Origin of the sequence: Pseudomonas sp. MPB26 (assembly GCF_046605355.1) — a bacterium.
Classification (GTDB): Bacteria; Pseudomonadota; Gammaproteobacteria; order Pseudomonadales; family Pseudomonadaceae; genus Aquipseudomonas; species Aquipseudomonas cedrina.
In genome coordinates this window covers 4,740,706-4,760,202 of record NZ_CP176793.1, presented here as the reverse complement: position 1 = coordinate 4,760,202, position 19,497 = coordinate 4,740,706, and the positions used below count along the sequence as shown (strand labels likewise).

Sequence of the window (19,497 nt, the reverse complement as noted above, 5' to 3'; positions counted from 1 at the left end):
CGCGTGTTTTAGAACAGTCCCATCTGCCCGCCGACCAAGGTGCTGAAGTCGTCATTCACGAACGGCAGGATCGCATCGGCCACCGGCTGCAATTGCCGGGTGACATAGTGATCGTAGTCGATGGGCGCTTGACGTACCTCCAACGGTTCCGGGCCGTTGACGCTGATCACGTAGCTGATCCAGCCGCCACGCTGGTACTGGCGCGGGCGCCCCAGACGGTCGTTGTATTCGTCTGCCAGGCGCGCGGCGCGCACATGGGGCGGCACGTTGCGTTCGTAGTCATCCAACCGGCGGCGCAGGCGTTTGCGGTAGATCAGCAACTCATCGAACTCGCCGCTCAGGGTACGGGTGACGTAGTCGCGTATGTAGTCCTGATGGGGCTGGCGATGAAAAATGCGCTGGTAGAGTTCCTGCTGGAATCGGCGCGCCAGGGGCGACCAGTCGCTGCGCACGGTTTCCAGCCCTTTGTAGACCATTTCTTCACTGCCATCGCTACGCACCACCAGGCCGGCGTAGCGCTTCTTGCTGCCCTCCTCGGCGCCGCGGATGGTGGGCATGAGAAAACGCGTGAAATGGGTTTCGTATTGCAGTTCCAGAGCGCTTTGCAGTCCGAAGGCGGTGCGCAGGTGCTCGCGCCACCAGTCGTTGACGTGTTGCACCAGCGCGCGGCCGATGCGGCTGGCCTCTTCCTGGGTGTGCGCACTGCCGAGCCAGACGAAGGTGGAGTCGGTGTCGCCGTAGATCACCTCATAGCCTTGGGCTTCAACGAGTTCGCGAGTCTGGCGCATGATCTGGTGTCCGCGCAGGGTGATCGACGACGCGAGCCGCGTATCGAAGAAACGGCAGCCGCTGGAGCCGAGTACGCCATAGAAGGCGTTCATGATGATTTTTAGCGCTTGGGACAGCGGTGCGTTGTGTTCACGCTTGGCCACTTCCCGGCCTTCGGAGACCCGTGCGACGATGGACGGCAAACAGTGCCGGGTGCGGGAAAAGCGCGCACCGCGAAAGCCTTCGACCGAGTCGCTGTCGTCGGGGTACTTGAGGCCTTCGATCAGGCCCACCGGGTCGATCAGGAAGCTGCGGATGATCGAGGGGTAGAGGCTTTTGTAGTCGAGCACCAGTACCGATTCGTAGAGGCCGGGGCGCGAGTCCATGACAAAGCCGCCAGGGCTGGCCTGGGGTGGTTTGTCGCCCAGGTTCGGCGCGACAAAGCCCTGGCGGTGCATCAACGGCAGGTATAAATGGGTGAACGCGGCCACGGAGCCACCGTTACGGTCGGCCGGCAGCCCGGTGACACTGGCCCGCTCCAGCAAGAACTTGAGCAGTTCGGTCTTCTCGAAAATCCGCGTGACAAGCTCGCAGTCCTTGAGGTTGTAGCGCGCCAGGGCGGGCTTGTCCTCGGCGAACATGCGGTTGATTTCGTCCATGCGTTGATACGGCGTGGAGATGTCCTTGCCTTCGCCCAGCAGGGTTTGCGCGACGTTCTCCAGGCTGAAGGATTCGAAGCTCCAGGTGGCCGAGCGCAGGGCTTCGATGCCATCGATGATCAAACGCCCTGCCGCAGCGGCAAAGTAGTGATTGCGGCTGCCGTGCTCACGCCAGGCCATCGGCTCTTCGCCACGCCCGAGCATGAGCGGCACATTGAGGCGCTGGGCATGTTCGTGAAGTACACGCAGGTCGAACTGCACCACGTTCCAGCCGATGATTGCATCAGGGTCGTGCAGGGCGAGCCATTGGTTGAGGCGTTCGAGCAGTTGGGCGCGGGTGTCACAGTAGTCGAGCTTGAAGTCCACGGCGTCGGCTTTGTTCGGCGGACCAAGCATGTATACCTGGCGCTCGCCGCAGCCTTCGAGGGCGATGGAATACAGGTCGCCCTGGGCGGTGGTTTCGATGTCGAGGGACACCAGCTTCAATGGCGGGCGGTAATCGGGCGCGGGTTTCATCTGCGCCTCCAGCAAGGCGCCAGTTGCGTCAGGCGTACCGCCGAACCACACCGGCGCGGTGATGAAGCGTTCCATCATGTAGCGTTCGGGCGGGCGCACATCACCCTCGTAGACATCCACACCGGCGGCACGCAGGCGCTTTTCCACATCCATGGCCTGGCGATGCTGGCGGGTGTACAGGCCCAGCACCTTGCGGTGATGGAAATCCAATAGCTGCAATGGGCGCAGCTCGATATCACGCTCGCCCTTGAGCAGCCAATCCAGTGGCTTGCGATGGGCTTCGGGGATAAACATCACCGAGGTCTGCACGGGTAGGCGGATAAACCTCGGGCCCTGGTCGGTCGCCAGCCAGAAGCTGACTTCCGTGCCCGCCGGGGTATCGCGCCAATGCCGGGTCAGGACAAAACCCTGCTGTAAATCCACCGTACCGCACCTCAGGAATCGCTTTCAGGGCGTGATTCTACTCGGCATCCGCGCAAATGCAGCAGGTTAACGCTCGCCCCAGCTACAGCGGCCCTCCATTATGATGTCCGTTTGGGCCCCGCCTGGTTGAGGTAAGCTTCGATATTGCTCATTTGCTCATCCCAGCCGCGGGAGTTCATCTTGTACGCCTTTTGCCGCCGCACTCCGGGCACCGAATCAAAGCCCGATTCAACCACCCGCAGCAAGATACCCGGCGCGCGATCTTCAAGGGTGAACTCCACCAGCGTCGGGGTTTCCTTGTCGTAGTCGATGTTTGGGTCTACCGCAAAGGGATTCCACCAGAATGAGAACAGCGTCTGCGGCAGGATACGTTCGATCCTGGCCTTCCAGACCACATGTTCGTATCCCGGATAAGTGATCGGCGCCTCGATGGTTTGCCCGGCAACGAAGGCTTTGCCTTCAAGGGCGACACCAAACCAACGGCCGAATTTTTCGGCATCGGTGAGCGCTTCCCACACCTGTTTACGTGGAGCGTTGAGCAGGACTTTCCGTTCTATGCGATCCAATACGTGCATAAGTCACCTCCTCCATTGACAGTAGGCGACATCAAACAATGCGCAACCTGGGGTTGTAAGCAATGATGATGACCCCGTCCTTGATCCGGTAATAGGTTATGACTGGCCCGTTGAATGGAAGTTGCTTTTGCAAAGGCGTGCGTTATGACGAGGACCGGTTGGACACACCTGCACGGCCCGTGATGTGTCCTGGCGTGCCGATCACGGCGTAGAGCGGTGGGATTGAATTAAACCTTCGGATCTCCAGGCGCTTTAGCCGGCGTTGCGTATTGCGGTTTGAGGTGGCCGTCCTGATCGAGCAACCAGGCGTCCATGATCTGGCGCACTACCGGGCCGGCGACGCGGCCACCGGCCTCGCCGTTTTCGATCATTACCGAGATCACGATCTTTGGATGCTCAGCCGGGGCGAAGCCGACGAACAAGGCGTTGTCGCGGTGGCGTTCCAAGGTTTTTTCGCGGTTGTAACGCTCACCCTGCTTGATCGCCACCACTTGCGCTGTACCGCTCTTGCCGGCAATGCGATATTGCGCGCCTTGGGCGGCAGCGCGGGCGATGCCGCGTGGATCATGCATAACCAGTTGCATACCATGGTTGACCTGCTCCCAATCGCGCGGGTCCTTGAGGACAACGTTAGGCATGGGGTTTTCATCGACTGGCGGCACGCCATTGATGGTCTTGGCCAGGTGCGGTCGATTCCACACGCCTTTGTTGGCAATCAATGCGGTGGCCTGCGCCAACTGCAGAGGTGTGACCTGCATATAGCCCTGGCCGATACCCAGGATTACGGTTTCTCCCGGGAACCAGGGCTGCCGGCGTGTTGCGCGCTTCCAGGCCTGGGAGGGCATCAGGCCGGCTGACTCTTCGAACATATCCAGCGACACTTTCTGGCCCAGGCCGAATTCCGCCAGGTAGTCGTGCAGGCGGTCGATACCCAGTTTATGGGCCAGGTCGTAAAAGTAGGTGTCATTGGAGCGCATGATAGCCGCGTCCATGTCCACCCAACCGTCGCCGCTGTGGTTCCAGTTGCGGTATTTATGGTCGAAATCCGGCAGTTGGTAATAACCAGGGTCGAATACGCGGGTTTGTGGCGTGACGACACCGCTGTCGAGGCCGGCAATGGCGACTTCCGGCTTGATGGTCGAGCCAGGAGCGTAGAGGCCCCTTAGGACACGGTTGAACAGTGGTCGGTCGATGGAATCGTGCAGCGCGGCATACTCCTTGAAGCTGATGCCGGTGACGAACAGGTTCGGGTCGAAACTCGGCTTGCTGACCATGGCCAGCACTTCTCCGGTCTGCGGGTCGAGGGCGACCACCGAGCCGCGCCGATCGCCCAGGGCTTCTTCCGCCGCTTCCTGGAGGTGTACGTCGAGGCTCAGCACGATATTTTTGCCGGGGATCGGGTCGGTGTGCTTGAGCACGCGGAGTACGCGACCTTGGGCGTTGGTTTCGACTTCTTCATAGCCTACGTGACCGTGCAGCTCGGATTCGTAGAAGCGCTCGATACCGGTCTTGCCAATGGACTGGGTTCCGCGGTACTCCACCGAGTCGAGGGCTTTGGATTCTTTCTCGTTGATCCGTCCTACGTAGCCGATGGAGTGAGCAAAGTGGGCGCTCAGGGGGTAGTGGCGAACGAATTGCGGTTCTACGTCCACCCCTGGCAGACGGAATTCGTTAACGGCCAGCAGCGCGATCTGTTCTTCGGTCAACTCGTAGAACAACGTCACGGGCACGAAGGGGTGGCGCGCCTGTTTCAGCGCCTTGTCGAATACGGCGCGGTCTTCGGCGGGCAGGTGCAGCAAGCTGACGATGGCATCCAGTTCAGCCTTAAGGTCGGTGGTGCGCTCGCGGGTGATGGTCAGGTTGTAGCTGGGGCGGTTATCGGCCAGCACTACGCCGTTGCGATCATAGATCAGCCCACGCGTGGGTGTGATGGGCAACACGTGGACGCGGTTATTCTCGGAAATCGTGGAGTGGTAGTCGTACTGCACCACTTGCAGGAAATACATACGCCCCACCAGAGCGCAGGTGATGCCAATCACTAGCAGCGCGCAGGCGAGGAGGCGCTTGTTGACCAGGCGGTTTTCTTTTTCGTGATCTTTGATGGGTATCGGTTCAGGCATTTCTACAGCATCTCGTTGAAGAAGGTCGATGCCGCTTCCTGCGGATGAAAGCTCAATCCCTGAAAATGTGCTGCACCATACCAAAAAATGCAGTAACACTTTGTATCGATTTCTTCAGCGGGCTGCTGGAGCGTGATTTTCAACGGGCTGCAAAGGCATCGGTTTGTGGAAGAAGATGTATAGTTTCCTCAGCAATACTGCAGACCATTTCTGCTGCGTATGATTTTCGACCGCCCAAAACAAAACCCCATTTGCTTTCGCAAATGGGGTTTCGGAATTTAATCTTGACGATGACCTACTCTCACATGGGGAAACCCCACACTACCATCGGCGATGCATCGTTTCACTACTGAGTTCGGGATGGGATCAGGTGGTTCCAATGCTCTATGGTCGTCAAGAAATTCGGGTACTGAGTCGTGGCCGGATGGCCTCGCTTCAGCAAATTGGGTATGTGACAGCTTTCGGTGTTTTGTGAGCGTCGAACTTTCGGTTCATCTCGTCTTCACACACCGCAATCTGATGCTCGTTAGAGTAGTCAAATTGCTTGGGTGTTATATGGTCAAGCCTCACGGGCAATTAGTATTGGTTAGCTCAACGCCTCACAGCGCTTACACACCCAACCTATCAACGTCGTAGTCTTCGACGGCCCTTCAGGGAACTCAAGGTTCCAGTGAGATCTCATCTTGAGGCTAGTTTCCCGCTTAGATGCTTTCAGCGGTTATCTATTCCGAACATAGCTACCCGGCAATGCCACTGGCGTGACAACCGGAACACCAGAGGTTCGTCCACTCCGGTCCTCTCGTACTAGGAGCAGCCCCTCTCAAATCTCAAACGTCCACGGCAGATAGGGACCGAACTGTCTCACGACGTTCTAAACCCAGCTCGCGTACCACTTTAAATGGCGAACAGCCATACCCTTGGGACCGGCTTCAGCCCCAGGATGTGATGAGCCGACATCGAGGTGCCAAACACCGCCGTCGATATGAACTCTTGGGCGGTATCAGCCTGTTATCCCCGGAGTACCTTTTATCCGTTGAGCGATGGCCCTTCCATACAGAACCACCGGATCACTAAGACCTACTTTCGTACCTGCTCGACGTGTCTGTCTCGCAGTCAAGCGCGCTTTTGCCTTTATACTCTACGACCGATTTCCGACCGGTCTGAGCGCACCTTCGTACTCCTCCGTTACTCTTTAGGAGGAGACCGCCCCAGTCAAACTACCCACCATACACTGTCCTCGATCCGGATAACGGACCTGAGTTAGAACCTCAAAGTTGCCAGGGTGGTATTTCAAGGTTGGCTCCACGCAGACTGGCGTCCACGCTTCAAAGCCTCCCACCTATCCTACACAAGCAAATTCAAAGTCCAGTGCAAAGCTATAGTAAAGGTTCACGGGGTCTTTCCGTCTAGCCGCGGATACACTGCATCTTCACAGCGATTTCAATTTCACTGAGTCTCGGGTGGAGACAGCGCCGCCATCGTTACGCCATTCGTGCAGGTCGGAACTTACCCGACAAGGAATTTCGCTACCTTAGGACCGTTATAGTTACGGCCGCCGTTTACCGGGGCTTCGATCAAGAGCTTCGCGTTAGCTAACCCCATCAATTAACCTTCCGGCACCGGGCAGGCGTCACACCCTATACGTCCACTTTCGTGTTTGCAGAGTGCTGTGTTTTTAATAAACAGTCGCAGCGGCCTGGTATCTTCGACCGGCATGAGCTTACGGAGCAAGTCCTTCACCCTCACCGGCGCACCTTCTCCCGAAGTTACGGTGCCATTTTGCCTAGTTCCTTCACCCGAGTTCTCTCAAGCGCCTTGGTATTCTCTACCCAACCACCTGTGTCGGTTTGGGGTACGGTTCCTGGTTACCTGAAGCTTAGAAGCTTTTCTTGGAAGCATGGCATCAACCACTTCGTCGTCTAAAAGACGACTCGTCATCAGCTCTCGGCCTTAAGATCCCGGATTTACCTAAGATCTCAGCCTACCACCTTAAACTTGGACAACCAACGCCAAGCTGGCCTAGCCTTCTCCGTCCCTCCATCGCAATAACCAGAAGTACAGGAATATTAACCTGTTTTCCATCGACTACGCTTTTCAGCCTCGCCTTAGGGACCGACTAACCCTGCGTCGATTAACGTTGCGCAGGAAACCTTGGTCTTTCGGCGTGGGTGTTTTTCACACCCATTGTCGTTACTCATGTCAGCATTCGCACTTCTGATACCTCCAGCAAGCTTCTCAACTCACCTTCACAGGCTTACAGAACGCTCCTCTACCGCATCACTTACGTGATACCCGTAGCTTCGGTGTATGGTTTGAGCCCCGTTACATCTTCCGCGCAGGCCGACTCGACTAGTGAGCTATTACGCTTTCTTTAAAGGGTGGCTGCTTCTAAGCCAACCTCCTAGCTGTCTAAGCCTTCCCACATCGTTTCCCACTTAACCATAACTTTGGGACCTTAGCTGACGGTCTGGGTTGTTTCCCTTTTCACGACGGACGTTAGCACCCGCCGTGTGTCTCCCATGCTCGGCACTTGTAGGTATTCGGAGTTTGCATCGGTTTGGTAAGTCGGGATGACCCCCTAGCCGAAACAGTGCTCTACCCCCTACAGTGATACATGAGGCGCTACCTAAATAGCTTTCGAGGAGAACCAGCTATCTCCGAGCTTGATTAGCCTTTCACTCCGATCCACAGGTCATCCGCTAACTTTTCAACGGTAGTCGGTTCGGTCCTCCAGTTAGTGTTACCCAACCTTCAACCTGCCCATGGATAGATCGCCCGGTTTCGGGTCTATTCCCAGCGACTAGACGCCCTATTAAGACTCGCTTTCGCTACGCCTCCCCTATTCGGTTAAGCTCGCCACTGAAAATAAGTCGCTGACCCATTATACAAAAGGTACGCAGTCACCCAACAAAGTGGGCTCCCACTGCTTGTACGCATACGGTTTCAGGATCTATTTCACTCCCCTCTCCGGGGTTCTTTTCGCCTTTCCCTCACGGTACTAGTTCACTATCGGTCAGTCAGTAGTATTTAGCCTTGGAGGATGGTCCCCCCATATTCAGACAAAGTTTCTCGTGCTCCGTCCTACTCGATTTCATGACTAAGAGATTTTCGCGTACAGGGCTATCACCCACTATGGCCGCACTTTCCAGAGCGTTCCGCTAATCTCAAAGCCACTTAAGGGCTAGTCCCCGTTCGCTCGCCACTACTAAGGGAATCTCGGTTGATTTCTTTTCCTCAGGGTACTTAGATGTTTCAGTTCCCCTGGTTCGCTCCATACACCTATGTATTCAGTGTAAGGTAACCATCTTATGATGGCTGGGTTCCCCCATTCAGACATCTCCGGATCAAAGTCTGTTTGCCGACTCCCCGAAGCTTTTCGCAGGCTACCACGTCTTTCATCGCCTCTGACTGCCAAGGCATCCACCGTATGCGCTTCTTCACTTGACCATATAACCCCAAGCAATCTGGTTATACTGTGAAGACAACATTCGCCGAAAATTCGAATTTCTCGTTTAAGAGAACTCACAAATTTTACCTTAGCCTGAGCCGTTACCAGTGAAAGTAACGTCCAGTCTATCTTTCTATCACATACCCAAATTTTTAAAGAACGATCTAATCAAAGACTAGAAATCAACATTCACCATCATCACGATGGAATGCTCATTTCTAAGCTTTCATAACGTCAGAAGCAGTAGTGGTGGAGCCAAACGGGATCGAACCGTTGACCTCCTGCGTGCAAGGCAGGCGCTCTCCCAGCTGAGCTATGGCCCCGTATTTCTACAGGCGTTTCCCACACAAAATTGGTGGGTCTGGGCAGATTCGAACTGCCGACCTCACCCTTATCAGGGGTGCGCTCTAACCAACTGAGCTACAGACCCAATTTCGGGCTGCTTCTTTATCGTCTTCTTCAATGAATCAAGCAATTCGTGTGGGAACTTATGGAGCAGCTGATGTCGTCGATTAAGGAGGTGATCCAGCCGCAGGTTCCCCTACGGCTACCTTGTTACGACTTCACCCCAGTCATGAATCACACCGTGGTAACCGTCCTCCCGAAGGTTAGACTAGCTACTTCTGGTGCAACCCACTCCCATGGTGTGACGGGCGGTGTGTACAAGGCCCGGGAACGTATTCACCGCGACATTCTGATTCGCGATTACTAGCGATTCCGACTTCACGCAGTCGAGTTGCAGACTGCGATCCGGACTACGATCGGTTTTGTGGGATTAGCTCCACCTCGCGGCTTGGCAACCCTCTGTACCGACCATTGTAGCACGTGTGTAGCCCAGGCCGTAAGGGCCATGATGACTTGACGTCATCCCCACCTTCCTCCGGTTTGTCACCGGCAGTCTCCTTAGAGTGCCCACCATAACGTGCTGGTAACTAAGGACAAGGGTTGCGCTCGTTACGGGACTTAACCCAACATCTCACGACACGAGCTGACGACAGCCATGCAGCACCTGTCTCAATGTTCCCGAAGGCACCAATCCATCTCTGGAAAGTTCATTGGATGTCAAGGCCTGGTAAGGTTCTTCGCGTTGCTTCGAATTAAACCACATGCTCCACCGCTTGTGCGGGCCCCCGTCAATTCATTTGAGTTTTAACCTTGCGGCCGTACTCCCCAGGCGGTCAACTTAATGCGTTAGCTGCGCCACTAAGAGCTCAAGGCTCCCAACGGCTAGTTGACATCGTTTACGGCGTGGACTACCAGGGTATCTAATCCTGTTTGCTCCCCACGCTTTCGCACCTCAGTGTCAGTGTTGGTCCAGGTGGTCGCCTTCGCCACTGGTGTTCCTTCCTATATCTACGCATTTCACCGCTACACAGGAAATTCCACCACCCTCTACCACACTCTAGTCAGTCAGTTTTGAATGCAGTTCCCAGGTTGAGCCCGGGGATTTCACATCCAACTTAACAAACCACCTACGCGCGCTTTACGCCCAGTAATTCCGATTAACGCTTGCACCCTCTGTATTACCGCGGCTGCTGGCACAGAGTTAGCCGGTGCTTATTCTGTCGGTAACGTCAAAATTGCAGAGTATTAATCTACAACCCTTCCTCCCAACTTAAAGTGCTTTACAATCCGAAGACCTTCTTCACACACGCGGCATGGCTGGATCAGGCTTTCGCCCATTGTCCAATATTCCCCACTGCTGCCTCCCGTAGGAGTCTGGACCGTGTCTCAGTTCCAGTGTGACTGATCATCCTCTCAGACCAGTTACGGATCGTCGCCTTGGTGAGCCATTACCTCACCAACTAGCTAATCCGACCTAGGCTCATCTGATAGCGCAAGGCCCGAAGGTCCCCTGCTTTCTCCCGTAGGACGTATGCGGTATTAGCGTCCGTTTCCGAACGTTATCCCCCACTACCAGGCAGATTCCTAGGCATTACTCACCCGTCCGCCGCTCTCAAGAGAAGCAAGCTTCTCTCTACCGCTCGACTTGCATGTGTTAGGCCTGCCGCCAGCGTTCAATCTGAGCCATGATCAAACTCTTCAGTTCAAACATCTTTGGGTTTTTAAGAAACCCTAAACTTGGCTCAGCAATCGTTGGTTACATCTTTGATTTCTCGCGGAGTAACTTGTGATGCTGATAATCTTGTTGACTATCAGTCTGACTCCACAAGCACCCACACGAATTGCTTGATTCAGTTGTTAAAGAGCGGTTGGTTAAGATCTTTCGTCTCAACCGAGGCGCGCATTCTACAGCAGCCTCATTTGCTGTCAAGTGATTATTTTCAGAAGTTTTCGAAGAATTCTTCAACAACTTCAACCACTTGCGCTTCCGATCTCTCGTTAGCGGGAGGCGAATTCTACAGCGTTACACGCTGCTGTCAACACCTCTTTTTATCCGCTTTCGACCGAGAAGATCGAAACGTTAATAGAGCCAGACAAAACCGCTCTACCAACTCCTTCTGGGCTTCGATGAACTGAAGCCTGTCGCTGTCGAATCTCGCATAACCCTTTGTTTATCAAGGAGTTTTCCGTTTCGACTGCGCCGGAAGTGGGGCGAATTATAGACTTCCAGAATCTGCCGTCAACCCTTAATTTGGTTTTTCCATCAACTGGCTCGTAAACCTCCAAATTCACGGCCTATTAGCTGTCGAAACGAATAATTGAGCACTATATTGCTCATTACTGAACAGTTAAGCATCATAGCGCCCACGCATCTCTTTATATGACTTCGGATAAAGACCCCAATGACCACCTCCCCCCGCAGCCTGGGTTCGACATTGTTCCCTGTGGGCCTGCTGCTGATCGCCATGGCTTCAATCCAGTCGGGCGCCTCCCTGGCCAAAAGCATGTTCCCCATCGTGGGCGCCCAGGGCACCACAGCCCTGCGCCTGATTTTCGCCAGCGTGATCATGCTGCTTCTATTGCGCCCCTGGCGGGCCAGGCTGACTGCCAGCTCCCTGCGCACGGTGATCATCTACGGGATGGCACTGGGCGGCATGAATTTGCTCTTCTATATGTCCCTGCGCAGTGTCCCCTTGGGTATCGCGGTTGCCCTCGAATTCACCGGGCCGCTTGCCGTAGCGCTCTACGCTTCACGTCGAGTGGTGGATTTCCTGTGGATCACCCTCGCGATCATCGGCTTGCTCCTGCTCATTCCCATGGGCGAAACCAGCAGCGGCATCGACTTGGTGGGCGCATCGTACGCTCTGGGGGCGGGTGTCTGCTGGGCACTCTATATCCTGTATGGGCAGAAGGCTGGCAATGACAACGGCGTCCAAACCGCCGCCCTTGGCGTGATGATCGCCGCCTTGTTTGTCGCGCCTGTCGGCGTCGTCCATGCGGGCAGCGCCTTGCTGACACCCGCCTTGATCCCGGTCGCCATCGCTGTCGCCATCCTTTCTACCGCCCTGCCCTACACCCTGGAAATGGTCGCCTTGACACGCCTCCCCGCCCGCACCTTCGGTACGCTCATGAGCATCGAACCGGCTTTCGGCGCCCTCTCGGGCCTGTTCTTCCTGCACGAGCGCCTGTTTCTAGCGCAATGGATGGCAATCATCTGCATCATCCTGGCCTCGGTAGGTGCCACGGTGACGATGCCCAAAGAGTCGAAACCGTTGGTTCCAGCCGATTGAGTTCTGTTTGAACGTAGCTCTGGCATTTGGCGTCTATTTAGGCCATGTTTAAACCGCAAACGACTGCCATTATGGAGAATTTCAGCAAGGACTGCGCTAACGCTACACCCGAGAGCGAGCAGAGCCGGCTTCACTCTTTGCGAGGCGGCTATTAAGGAAAGGAATGAAGCGAATTTTGATACTGTTAATGGTCATCGCCATTGCTGGATGTGCTGCGACCACCAAAACAGAAGTAAAACGTGGCAAAAAAGGGCTGCATATCAATTGCTCCGGCCTGTCTTCTTCCTGGGAGCAGTGCTACACCAGTGCGACCAACTCGTGCGGTGCCAAGGGCTACCGGGTAATCGCAAAGTCCGGTGACAACTCCGAAGAACCCGGCGACTACCCCTTCGGCCTCAACCCTGCCGGCTATACCAGCCGCAGCATGATCATCATCTGTAAGTAAGTGTCCGAGCAGTCATCCCTGACTGCTCATATCGAAACTCCAGACACCCGCCTTGCAAGCAATCAAATAGCCGCAGTACGAACCTGCAGCCACTCAAGTGCCGCACCGCTGAGCATTGGGCTCAAGCGCTCGCGGACTTGGGCGTGGTACGCGTTGAACCATTCACGCTCGTCGGCCGTGAGCAACGAAGGTTCCAGGCAGCGGGTGTCGATCGGGCACAGGGTCAGCGTTTCAAACCTGAGGAACTCGCCGAACTCGGTCTTGCCGGCTTCGCGGTTCAGCACCAGGTTTTCGATGCGCACGCCCCAGCGTCCAGGACGATAAGTTCCGGGCTCAATGGAAGTGATCATCCCCGGTTGCATCGCCGTTTGCGCGGCAGTGGCAGCCTGATAGGCGATCACTTGCGGCCCCTCATGCACGTTAAGGAAATAGCCTACGCCGTGCCCGGTACCGTGCCCGTAGTCCACGCCTTCGGCCCAGATCGGCGCGCGGGCAATCGCGTCCAGCAGCGGTGACAGGATTCCTTTCGGGAAATGCGCACGGGACAAGGCAATAACGCCCTTGAGCACACGGGTGCAGTCACGCTTTTGCTCCTCACTTGGCGTACCGATCGGCACCATCCGCGTGATATCCGTGGTGCCACCCAGGTACTGCCCGCCCGAGTCAATCAGCAGCAAGCCATCGCCTTCGATCAGCGCATGCTCTTCTTCGGTAGCGTGGTAATGCGGCATCGCACCGTTGGCGTTGTAAGCAGCAATGGTGTTGAAACTCAACGACACATAACCCGGGCGACGGGCACGCGCAGCCGTCAAGTGCTCGTCGATCGTCAATTCGGTAATGCGTTCGCGACCCAACGCACTGTCCAGCCAGGCGAAGAATTCGCACAAGGCCGCGCCGTCCTGTTCCATGGCGTGGCGGATGTGCTCCGCATCGGCCAGGCTCTTGCGCGATTTGGCCAGCGTGGTCGGGTTGAGCCCTTCCACCAGCTTCACACCGCTATCGAGGTTTTCCAGCAACCCCGCGGTGACGCGAGCCGGGTCGACCTGCAAGCTCACGCCCGACGGCACCGCGCGCAGCGCGTCCGCCACTTCGCTGTAGTCGCGCAGTGTCACGCCATCCCGCTCCAGCACAGCCCGCAGCTCGGCATCGACTTTGCTCAGCGCTACAAATAACGTGGCCTGCTGCTGACTGATCAGCGCAAACGACACAAATACCGGGTTGAACGAAACATCAGCGCCGCGCAGGTTGAACAGCCAGGCGATGTCATCCAGGGTGGCGATGAAGTGCCAATCGGCATTCTTTTCTTTCAAGGCGGCGCGCAACGAAGCGAGTTTTTCAGTACGGCTGACCGTGGCCTGCGGTGGCAAGTGCTGATAGATGGGCTGGTCAGGCAGCGTAGGACGGCCTTCCCAGACCTCATCCAGCAGGTCGATATCGATACGCAACCGTGCACCGCGCTCCGCCAGCTTGCCACCCAACGTTCGCGCGGAGGCCACGGCCATGACCGCACCATCAACCGCCACTACGCCACCTTCCGGCGTTTGCTCGGCCAGCCATTCCAGCGGACCTGGCTGGCCCGGTTGCAGCTTCACCAGTTCGATGCCGCTGCCCTTGAGTTCCTTGGTCGCCTGTTCCCAGTAACGACTGTCGGCCCATACCCCGGCGAAATCCGCGGTGACAATCAGCGTTCCCACCGAACCATGGAACCCCGACAACCATTGCCGCCCCTGCCAGTACCCCGGCAAATATTCGGACAAGTGTGGGTCGGCCGACGGTACCAGCAGGGCGTATATGCCCTCGCGGCGCATCAGTTCACGGGTGCGCGCCAGGCGCTGGGGAACCGTTCCATGGGTCAAAGGCTGCGTACTCATTGTGTCTCCTGCTAACCACGACTAATTATTATGTGTTGCGATAGATGAATCAGACCGCCCAGAACGCCGGTGCGCTGGCGAGGGCCGCCTTGATCAATTGCACGGCCTGGTCGATATCTTGCTCGGTGGTATACCGGCCCAGGCTCAAGCGAATGGTACGGCCGGCGCTGCGCGCATCATGCCCAAGGGCGAGCAGCACGTGGGACGGTGCATTGCTCGCCGAATTGCACGCCGAGGTCGCAGAAAACGCTATACCGGCACTCAGAGTCGCAGAATTGAACTCGCCTTCGCCGAACGTGAGGCTCAGGGTGTGCGGGATACGTTGCGTAGCGCTGCCGTTGAGGCGCACACCGGGAACCGATGCCAACTGATCCAACAGACGCTGACGCAAGGCCACAATCCGCGCCTTTTCTTCAGCAAACGATGCGGCCGCCAGGGCAAACGCCGTGCCCATGCCGGCAATCTGGTGGGTCGCCAAGGTGCCGGAGCGCAGGCCGCCTTCGTGGCCTCCCCCGTGGATCTGCGCCAGGACTTTCTGCTGCGCCCGCGGCCCGACATATAAAGCGCCGATGCCTTTGGGGCCATACAGCTTATGTGCGGAAAACGACATCAAATCCACCGGCCACTGCGCCAGGTCGATCGCCACCTTGCCCGCGCCTTGCGCCGCATCCACATGCAACAACGCCCCCTGCTCACGCACCCGCGCGCCGATGGCAGGGATATCGTTGAGGGTGCCCAGTTCGTTATTCACCAACATCAGCGACACCAGAAAGGTGTCCTCACGCAACGCCTCGCTGACCGCCTCGACGCTGATCAACCCGTCCGCGCCCGGCACCAGGTAGGTGACGGCCACGCCGGCTTCCTGCAATTGCCGCGCGGTATCCAGCGTGGCTTTGTGTTCGATCTGGCTGGTGATGATATGCCCACCGGCCACGCCTCGCGCCTGGGCCACGCCCTTGATCGCAAGGTTATTCGACTCCGTGGCGCCGGAGGTCCAGACGATGTATTCAGGGTTGGCACCGACCAACTCGGCCACCTGGCGACGCGCCTGTTCAACCGTTTGCCGGGCCGCTTGGCCGAACGCATGGGAACTGGACGCGGGATTACCGAAATTGGCGTTGAACCCCAGACACTCGACCATCACCTGGATGACCCGCTCGTCCACCGGGGTAGTAGCGGCGTAGTCGAAATATAACGGACGTTTCTTCATAAGGTTAAAAACTCGCAGGGCAGGTTCCCGAGAGCAGCGTCTCAGGGGCACGGACCGGGACAGAGGTTGTCAGGTTTAACTGATCGAATGCCATTAAAGAAGGGCAACTTTATGAAAATGTGCGTAGGAACGCTCCTTAAATTCAGCTTAACAGGCTGAAGTCGCGCCATGGAAAACAAAAAGCCCGAGGTTCCTCTGGGAAGCCTCGGGCTTTTTGCCACTGAGCGCAGGCTCAACTGGGACGGCCCTGCAGGGTCACGCTGCGCTCGGCGTTCATTTCACCCTGGCGATCAAAACCGAAAGGCTTGCGTGGCTGGCCGGTCAGTGCGGCGCGCTGCTGTTGATATTCATCAAATGACAAACCACGCCGGCTCAACGCTTCCAGCGCCAACTGTTTGGTTTCTTCGGCCGTGTAGGGGCGCAATTCCGGCGATGGGTGGGTCGCACACCCGGCGAGCACGGAGCTGACAATCAATAAGCAAACAGCGAGGAATCGGTTCATGGCGGTGGCCCTGCGAAGGTGGTGTCGAGTCAATGAACACAGGCTACTCCCGACCTGGCAGAGTGAAAAATCACCTCCCGTGATAGTTGCTATCAACCGCACGGGCACCCTTGATAGTGCCGCGCATATATTTCTTTATGATATATAAATATGGAAATACGTTCATTTACGGAATAACCATAAGTCTCTATAAAGGGCGCTGCACCCACCGGGGCTGTTGCCCCGGCAACAGCCATTGAACACATCACCAGCCAGATTGACAGAGAGGTGCCCATGCAGCTTTTGACCCTACCGCCCTCGCCCGCCCTCGCGACGTCGATCCGCGCCACGGCCCAGGTCTTCGAAGACCCGAAATCCCAGGCGCTGCTCGACCATATCCAGCAGGTGGCCCCCAGCGAAGCCAGCGTACTGATCATCGGCGAGACAGGCACCGGTAAAGAGTTGGTGGCGCGCCACATCCATAACCTCAGCGCGCGGCGCAACCGGCCGTTCGTGGCAGTGAACTGCGGGGCCTTCTCCGAATCCCTGGTGGAAGCCGAGCTGTTCGGCCATGAGAAAGGCGCGTTCACCGGCGCCCTCAGTGCCAAGGCCGGGTGGTTCGAAGAGGCCGACGGCGGCACCTTGTTCCTCGATGAGATCGGCGATTTGCCAATGCCGATCCAGGTCAAGCTGCTGCGTGTGCTACAGGAGCGCGAAGTCGTGCGCCTGGGTTCGCGCAAGAGCATCCCGATTGATGTGCGGGTGCTTGCCGCCACCAACGTGCAACTGGAAAAAGCCATCAATGCCGGGCATTTTCGCGAAGACCTCTATTACCGTCTCGACGTGGTGAGCCTGGAGCTCAGCCCGCTGCGCGAGCGCCCCGGCGATATTCTGCCGCTGACCCGGCACTTTATCGAAGCCTACAGCCGGCGCCTGGGCTATGGCCCGATCACCATCAGCCGCGAGGCCGAGCATAAACTCAAACACTACAGCTGGCCGGGCAACATCCGCGAGCTGGAAAACGTGATTCACCACACCCTGCTGATTTGCCGTCACGGTGTGATCGAACGTGACGACTTGCGCCTGTCGAACCTGCGCATCGAGCGTCAGGACGACAGCCAGCACGCCGCCGACAACAGCGCCGAAGCGTTGCTTGCCCGGGCGTTCCAGAAACTGTTCGAGGAACAGGCCGGGGCCCTGCACGAAAAAGTCGAAGACGCCTTATTACGCGCAGCCTATCGCTTCAGCCACTACAACCAGGTGCACACCGCCAACCTGCTGGGTTTGAGCCGCAACGTCACGCGCACCCGCCTGATCAAGATCGGCGAGCTGGCGGTTAACAAGCGTCGCCCCGGCGAAAACCTGCAAGGCGAGCGTATGTTGCATTTATCCGTTTAGGCGGCAGTGCAACGCGTCGTCATGACTGCGTTCGAAGCTGCGCAGTACCTGGAACGAACCAAAAGTCACGGCCGTGGCCTGATGGGCGCGAATCAGGGTCCAGAAATCTTCCTCGCCGTGCTCGAAGCACTTGAAGGCTGCCTCGCCCTCTTCGCGCGTGCGCCACTGCAGGTAGTTGAGCACACGGCGTCTATCTTCGCTGACCTGCACGCTCGCGTTGATAAAACCGCGATGGCTCTGGGCCAAGCGTTCGCTCTGGAGGGTCAAGGCAGCCACCAGGGCGACTTGTTGCCGGGGTTCGATCTGAAACTCGATCAACTGAGTGAAGCTGCGATTCTTCTCTGATACCTGCATGAACACTCCCCTTTCTCTGTAGGCAGAATCTTGCGATTCGATGCCACGCAGGGTAAAACCTCTAGTTAAGTCAAGGTCAAGCGCTGTCAGGGAACTTTTGCATGATTACCAAAGAACTCAGCGTCGGCCAATTGGCCGCTCGCAGTGGCGTAGCCGTGACGGCCCTGCACTTCTACGAGGCCAAGGGGCTGATCAAGGGCAATCGCAACGCGGGTAACCAACGGCGTTATCCACGGGATGTGTTGCGCCGCGTGGTGGTGATCAAGATCGCCCAACGTCTGGGCATTCCGCTGGCGACCATTGGCGAGGCGTTGCGCGCGCTGCCGGACGGACGCACGCCCACTGCTCAGGATTGGAAGCGTTTGTCGGCGTTGTGGCGCGAAGATCTGGATGAACGCATCAACAAGCTGATACTGCTGCGCGACAAACTCAATGGCTGTATCGGCTGCGGATGCTTGTCGATGGAGGCGTGCCCGCTGCGCAATCAGGATGATCAGCTCGGTGAACGCGGGCCAGGGGCTCAATTGCTTGAGCCCACTCCTGCACCTTGAAGTGATGGCGAAGCAACAATACGGTGGGGCTCCTACACACTTCATGAACAACCCCTCCACGTTTTTACCCTTGCCCCGAACGCCGCGTGATTCCAGGATGCAAGCACTCATCACAAGGAGTCATTCCATGTTCGCCGGATTCCAAAAAGACCAGTGCCACGTCAATGGCGTCAGCATCAGTTACCGCAAAGGCGGTACAGGTCCCGGTCTGCTCCTGCTGCACGGGCACCCGCAAACCCACATCATCTGGCACAAAGTCGCCGAACAACTGGCTGAACACTTCACCGTGGTGGCAGCCGACCTGCGCGGCTATGGCGATAGCAGCAGGCCGCCCGCCAATGACCACCACACAAACTATTCAAAGCGGGAGATGGCCCGCGACGGCGTCGAACTGATGAAGGCCTTGGGCTTCGAGCAGTTCTCTGTCCTGGCTCACGACCGTGGCGCCCGCGTGGCCCATCGCCTGGCCCTGGACCACCCGGGCGCAGTGCAACGTATGGTGTTGCTGGATATTGCCCCCACCCTGTCGATGTATGCGCAAACCGACGAAGCCTTTGCCCGCGCTTACTGGCACTGGTTCTTCCTGATCCGCCCGGCGCCGCTGCCGGAAGCCTTGATCGAAGGTAACCCTGAGCTGTACCTGCGCAGCGTGATGGGCAGCCGCAGCGCCGGGCTCAAGCCATTCACCGATGAGGCCTTCGCCGAATACCTGCGCTGTCTGAAACTGCCGGGCAGCGCCACCGGTATCTGTGAGGACTACCGCGCCGCTGCCGGAATCGACCTTCAACACGACCAGGCAAACATCGACGCAGGCCATCACTTGACCTTGCCGTTGCTGGTGATGTGGGGCGCCGAAGGCACCGTAGGCCGCTGTTTCGAGCCGCTCAAGGAATGGCAGAAAGTCGCCACCTACGTGCGCGGCAAGGCCCTGCCGGCCGGCCACTACATTGCCGAAGAAGCCCCCGAGTTGTTGCTTGGAGAAGTCCTGGCCTTCCTTCGCTGAGCCCGCTTTCCAAACCAGGCAACCCATGACCCGACCCACC

12 protein-coding genes, 2 tRNA genes and 3 rRNA genes are annotated in these 19,497 nt (G+C 57.3%); 5 read left to right on the top strand and 12 right to left on the bottom strand.

What is annotated here, in order from left to right; all coding sequences use genetic code 11:
* Positions 1–8 precede the first annotated feature (8 nt).
* The 8 genes from ACLH0H_RS22105 to ACLH0H_RS22070 all read right to left on the bottom strand — a co-directional run bounded on the left by ACLH0H_RS22105 (position 9) and on the right by ACLH0H_RS22070 (position 10,559).
* Positions 9–2,366, bottom strand: a complete 2,358-nt coding sequence (locus ACLH0H_RS22105) for a DNA polymerase II (RefSeq protein ID WP_411379618.1) — start codon at positions 2,364–2,366, stop codon at positions 9–11.
* A 98-nt stretch (positions 2,367–2,464) separates the two neighbouring features.
* Entirely contained in the window at positions 2,465–2,941 is a 477-nt protein-coding gene (locus ACLH0H_RS22100; protein WP_411379617.1) for an SRPBCC family protein, read from the bottom strand.
* Positions 2,942–3,168: 227 nt separating this feature from the next.
* Positions 3,169–5,061, bottom strand: coding sequence for a penicillin-binding protein 2 (mrdA, locus tag ACLH0H_RS22095; protein ID WP_411379616.1), 1,893 nt, complete (start codon positions 5,059–5,061; stop codon positions 3,169–3,171).
* A 282-nt stretch (positions 5,062–5,343) separates the two neighbouring features.
* A 5S ribosomal RNA gene (rrf, locus tag ACLH0H_RS22090) occupies positions 5,344–5,459 on the bottom strand.
* Positions 5,460–5,616: 157 nt separating this feature from the next.
* A 23S ribosomal RNA gene (locus tag ACLH0H_RS22085) occupies positions 5,617–8,508 on the bottom strand.
* A gap of 248 nt (positions 8,509–8,756) precedes the next feature.
* Positions 8,757–8,832: transfer RNA gene (locus tag ACLH0H_RS22080), tRNA-Ala, on the bottom strand.
* Between the two features lie 30 nt (positions 8,833–8,862).
* Positions 8,863–8,939: transfer RNA gene (locus ACLH0H_RS22075), tRNA-Ile, on the bottom strand.
* Positions 8,940–9,022: 83 nt separating this feature from the next.
* Positions 9,023–10,559: ribosomal RNA gene (locus ACLH0H_RS22070) — 16S ribosomal RNA — on the bottom strand.
* The 16S, 23S and 5S rRNA genes sit together here with 2 tRNA genes alongside, the layout of an rRNA operon.
* A 697-nt stretch (positions 10,560–11,256) precedes the next feature.
* Between ACLH0H_RS22070 and rhtA the strand changes: the two genes are divergently transcribed.
* Positions 11,257–12,144, top strand: a complete 888-nt coding sequence (rhtA, locus tag ACLH0H_RS22065) for a threonine/homoserine exporter RhtA (RefSeq protein ID WP_411379615.1) — start codon at positions 11,257–11,259, stop codon at positions 12,142–12,144.
* A gap of 163 nt (positions 12,145–12,307) precedes the next feature.
* Positions 12,308–12,589 carry a hypothetical protein gene (locus tag ACLH0H_RS22060; protein ID WP_411379614.1) on the top strand — a complete coding sequence of 94 codons (282 nt, stop codon included), beginning with the start codon at positions 12,308–12,310 and terminating at the stop codon, positions 12,587–12,589.
* 62 nt (positions 12,590–12,651) lie between these two features.
* On the opposite strand, the gene ACLH0H_RS22055 is transcribed toward ACLH0H_RS22060, so the two are convergent.
* From ACLH0H_RS22055 to ACLH0H_RS22045, 3 genes are all read right to left on the bottom strand, one after another.
* Positions 12,652–14,460 (bottom strand): aminopeptidase P family protein, encoded by a 1,809-nt coding sequence (locus ACLH0H_RS22055; RefSeq protein WP_411379613.1) that lies wholly within the window; start codon positions 14,458–14,460, stop codon positions 12,652–12,654.
* A 49-nt stretch (positions 14,461–14,509) separates the two neighbouring features.
* A complete protein-coding gene (locus ACLH0H_RS22050) occupies positions 14,510–15,670 on the bottom strand; it encodes a cysteine desulfurase family protein (protein ID WP_411379612.1) in 1,161 nt (386 codons plus the stop codon).
* Between the two features lie 232 nt (positions 15,671–15,902).
* A complete protein-coding gene (locus ACLH0H_RS22045; protein ID WP_411379611.1) occupies positions 15,903–16,172 on the bottom strand; it encodes a hypothetical protein in 270 nt (89 codons plus the stop codon).
* 273 nt (positions 16,173–16,445) lie between these two features.
* On the opposite strand from ACLH0H_RS22045, the gene ACLH0H_RS22040 reads away from it, so the two are divergent.
* Positions 16,446–17,549 (top strand): sigma-54 interaction domain-containing protein, encoded by a 1,104-nt coding sequence (locus tag ACLH0H_RS22040; RefSeq protein ID WP_186694462.1) that lies wholly within the window; start codon positions 16,446–16,448, stop codon positions 17,547–17,549.
* Here the strand turns inward: ACLH0H_RS22040 and ACLH0H_RS22035 are convergent.
* The gene (locus ACLH0H_RS22035; RefSeq protein ID WP_411379610.1) at positions 17,538–17,903 is read right to left on the bottom strand and encodes an antibiotic biosynthesis monooxygenase; all 366 of its coding nucleotides are present in this window, start codon (positions 17,901–17,903) and stop codon (positions 17,538–17,540) included. The two genes, ACLH0H_RS22040 and ACLH0H_RS22035, sit on opposite strands and share 12 nt — an antisense overlap.
* 101 nt (positions 17,904–18,004) lie before the next feature.
* Here ACLH0H_RS22035 and soxR point away from each other — a divergent pair, with 101 nt between their 5' ends.
* Both soxR and ACLH0H_RS22025 read left to right on the top strand, forming a co-directional pair.
* The gene (gene soxR, locus ACLH0H_RS22030) at positions 18,005–18,454 is read left to right on the top strand and encodes a redox-sensitive transcriptional activator SoxR (RefSeq protein ID WP_411379609.1); all 450 of its coding nucleotides are present in this window, start codon (positions 18,005–18,007) and stop codon (positions 18,452–18,454) included.
* 127 nt (positions 18,455–18,581) lie between these two features.
* Positions 18,582–19,457, top strand: a complete 876-nt coding sequence (locus tag ACLH0H_RS22025) for an alpha/beta fold hydrolase (RefSeq protein WP_411379608.1) — start codon at positions 18,582–18,584, stop codon at positions 19,455–19,457.
* The last annotated feature ends 40 nt before the right edge of the window (positions 19,458–19,497 follow it).

Excerpts from the sequence above, each read along its gene's own strand:
- ACLH0H_RS22100 (WP_411379617.1), bottom strand. The coding sequence starts at position 2,941 with ATGCACGTATTGGATCGCATAGAACGGAAAGTCCTGCTCAACGCTCCA.
- mrdA (WP_411379616.1), bottom strand. The coding sequence starts at position 5,061 with ATGCCTGAACCGATACCCATCAAAGATCACGAAAAAGAAAACCGCCTG.
- rhtA (WP_411379615.1), top strand. The coding sequence starts at position 11,257 with ATGACCACCTCCCCCCGCAGCCTGGGTTCGACATTGTTCCCTGTGGGC.
- ACLH0H_RS22060 (WP_411379614.1), top strand. The coding sequence starts at position 12,308 with ATGAAGCGAATTTTGATACTGTTAATGGTCATCGCCATTGCTGGATGT.
- ACLH0H_RS22055 (WP_411379613.1), bottom strand. The coding sequence starts at position 14,460 with ATGAGTACGCAGCCTTTGACCCATGGAACGGTTCCCCAGCGCCTGGCG.
- ACLH0H_RS22050 (WP_411379612.1), bottom strand. The coding sequence starts at position 15,670 with ATGAAGAAACGTCCGTTATATTTCGACTACGCCGCTACTACCCCGGTG.
- ACLH0H_RS22045 (WP_411379611.1), bottom strand. The coding sequence starts at position 16,172 with ATGAACCGATTCCTCGCTGTTTGCTTATTGATTGTCAGCTCCGTGCTC.
- ACLH0H_RS22040 (WP_186694462.1), top strand. The coding sequence starts at position 16,446 with ATGCAGCTTTTGACCCTACCGCCCTCGCCCGCCCTCGCGACGTCGATC.
- ACLH0H_RS22035 (WP_411379610.1), bottom strand. The coding sequence starts at position 17,903 with ATGCAGGTATCAGAGAAGAATCGCAGCTTCACTCAGTTGATCGAGTTT.
- soxR (WP_411379609.1), top strand. The coding sequence starts at position 18,005 with ATGATTACCAAAGAACTCAGCGTCGGCCAATTGGCCGCTCGCAGTGGC.
- ACLH0H_RS22025 (WP_411379608.1), top strand. The coding sequence starts at position 18,582 with ATGTTCGCCGGATTCCAAAAAGACCAGTGCCACGTCAATGGCGTCAGC.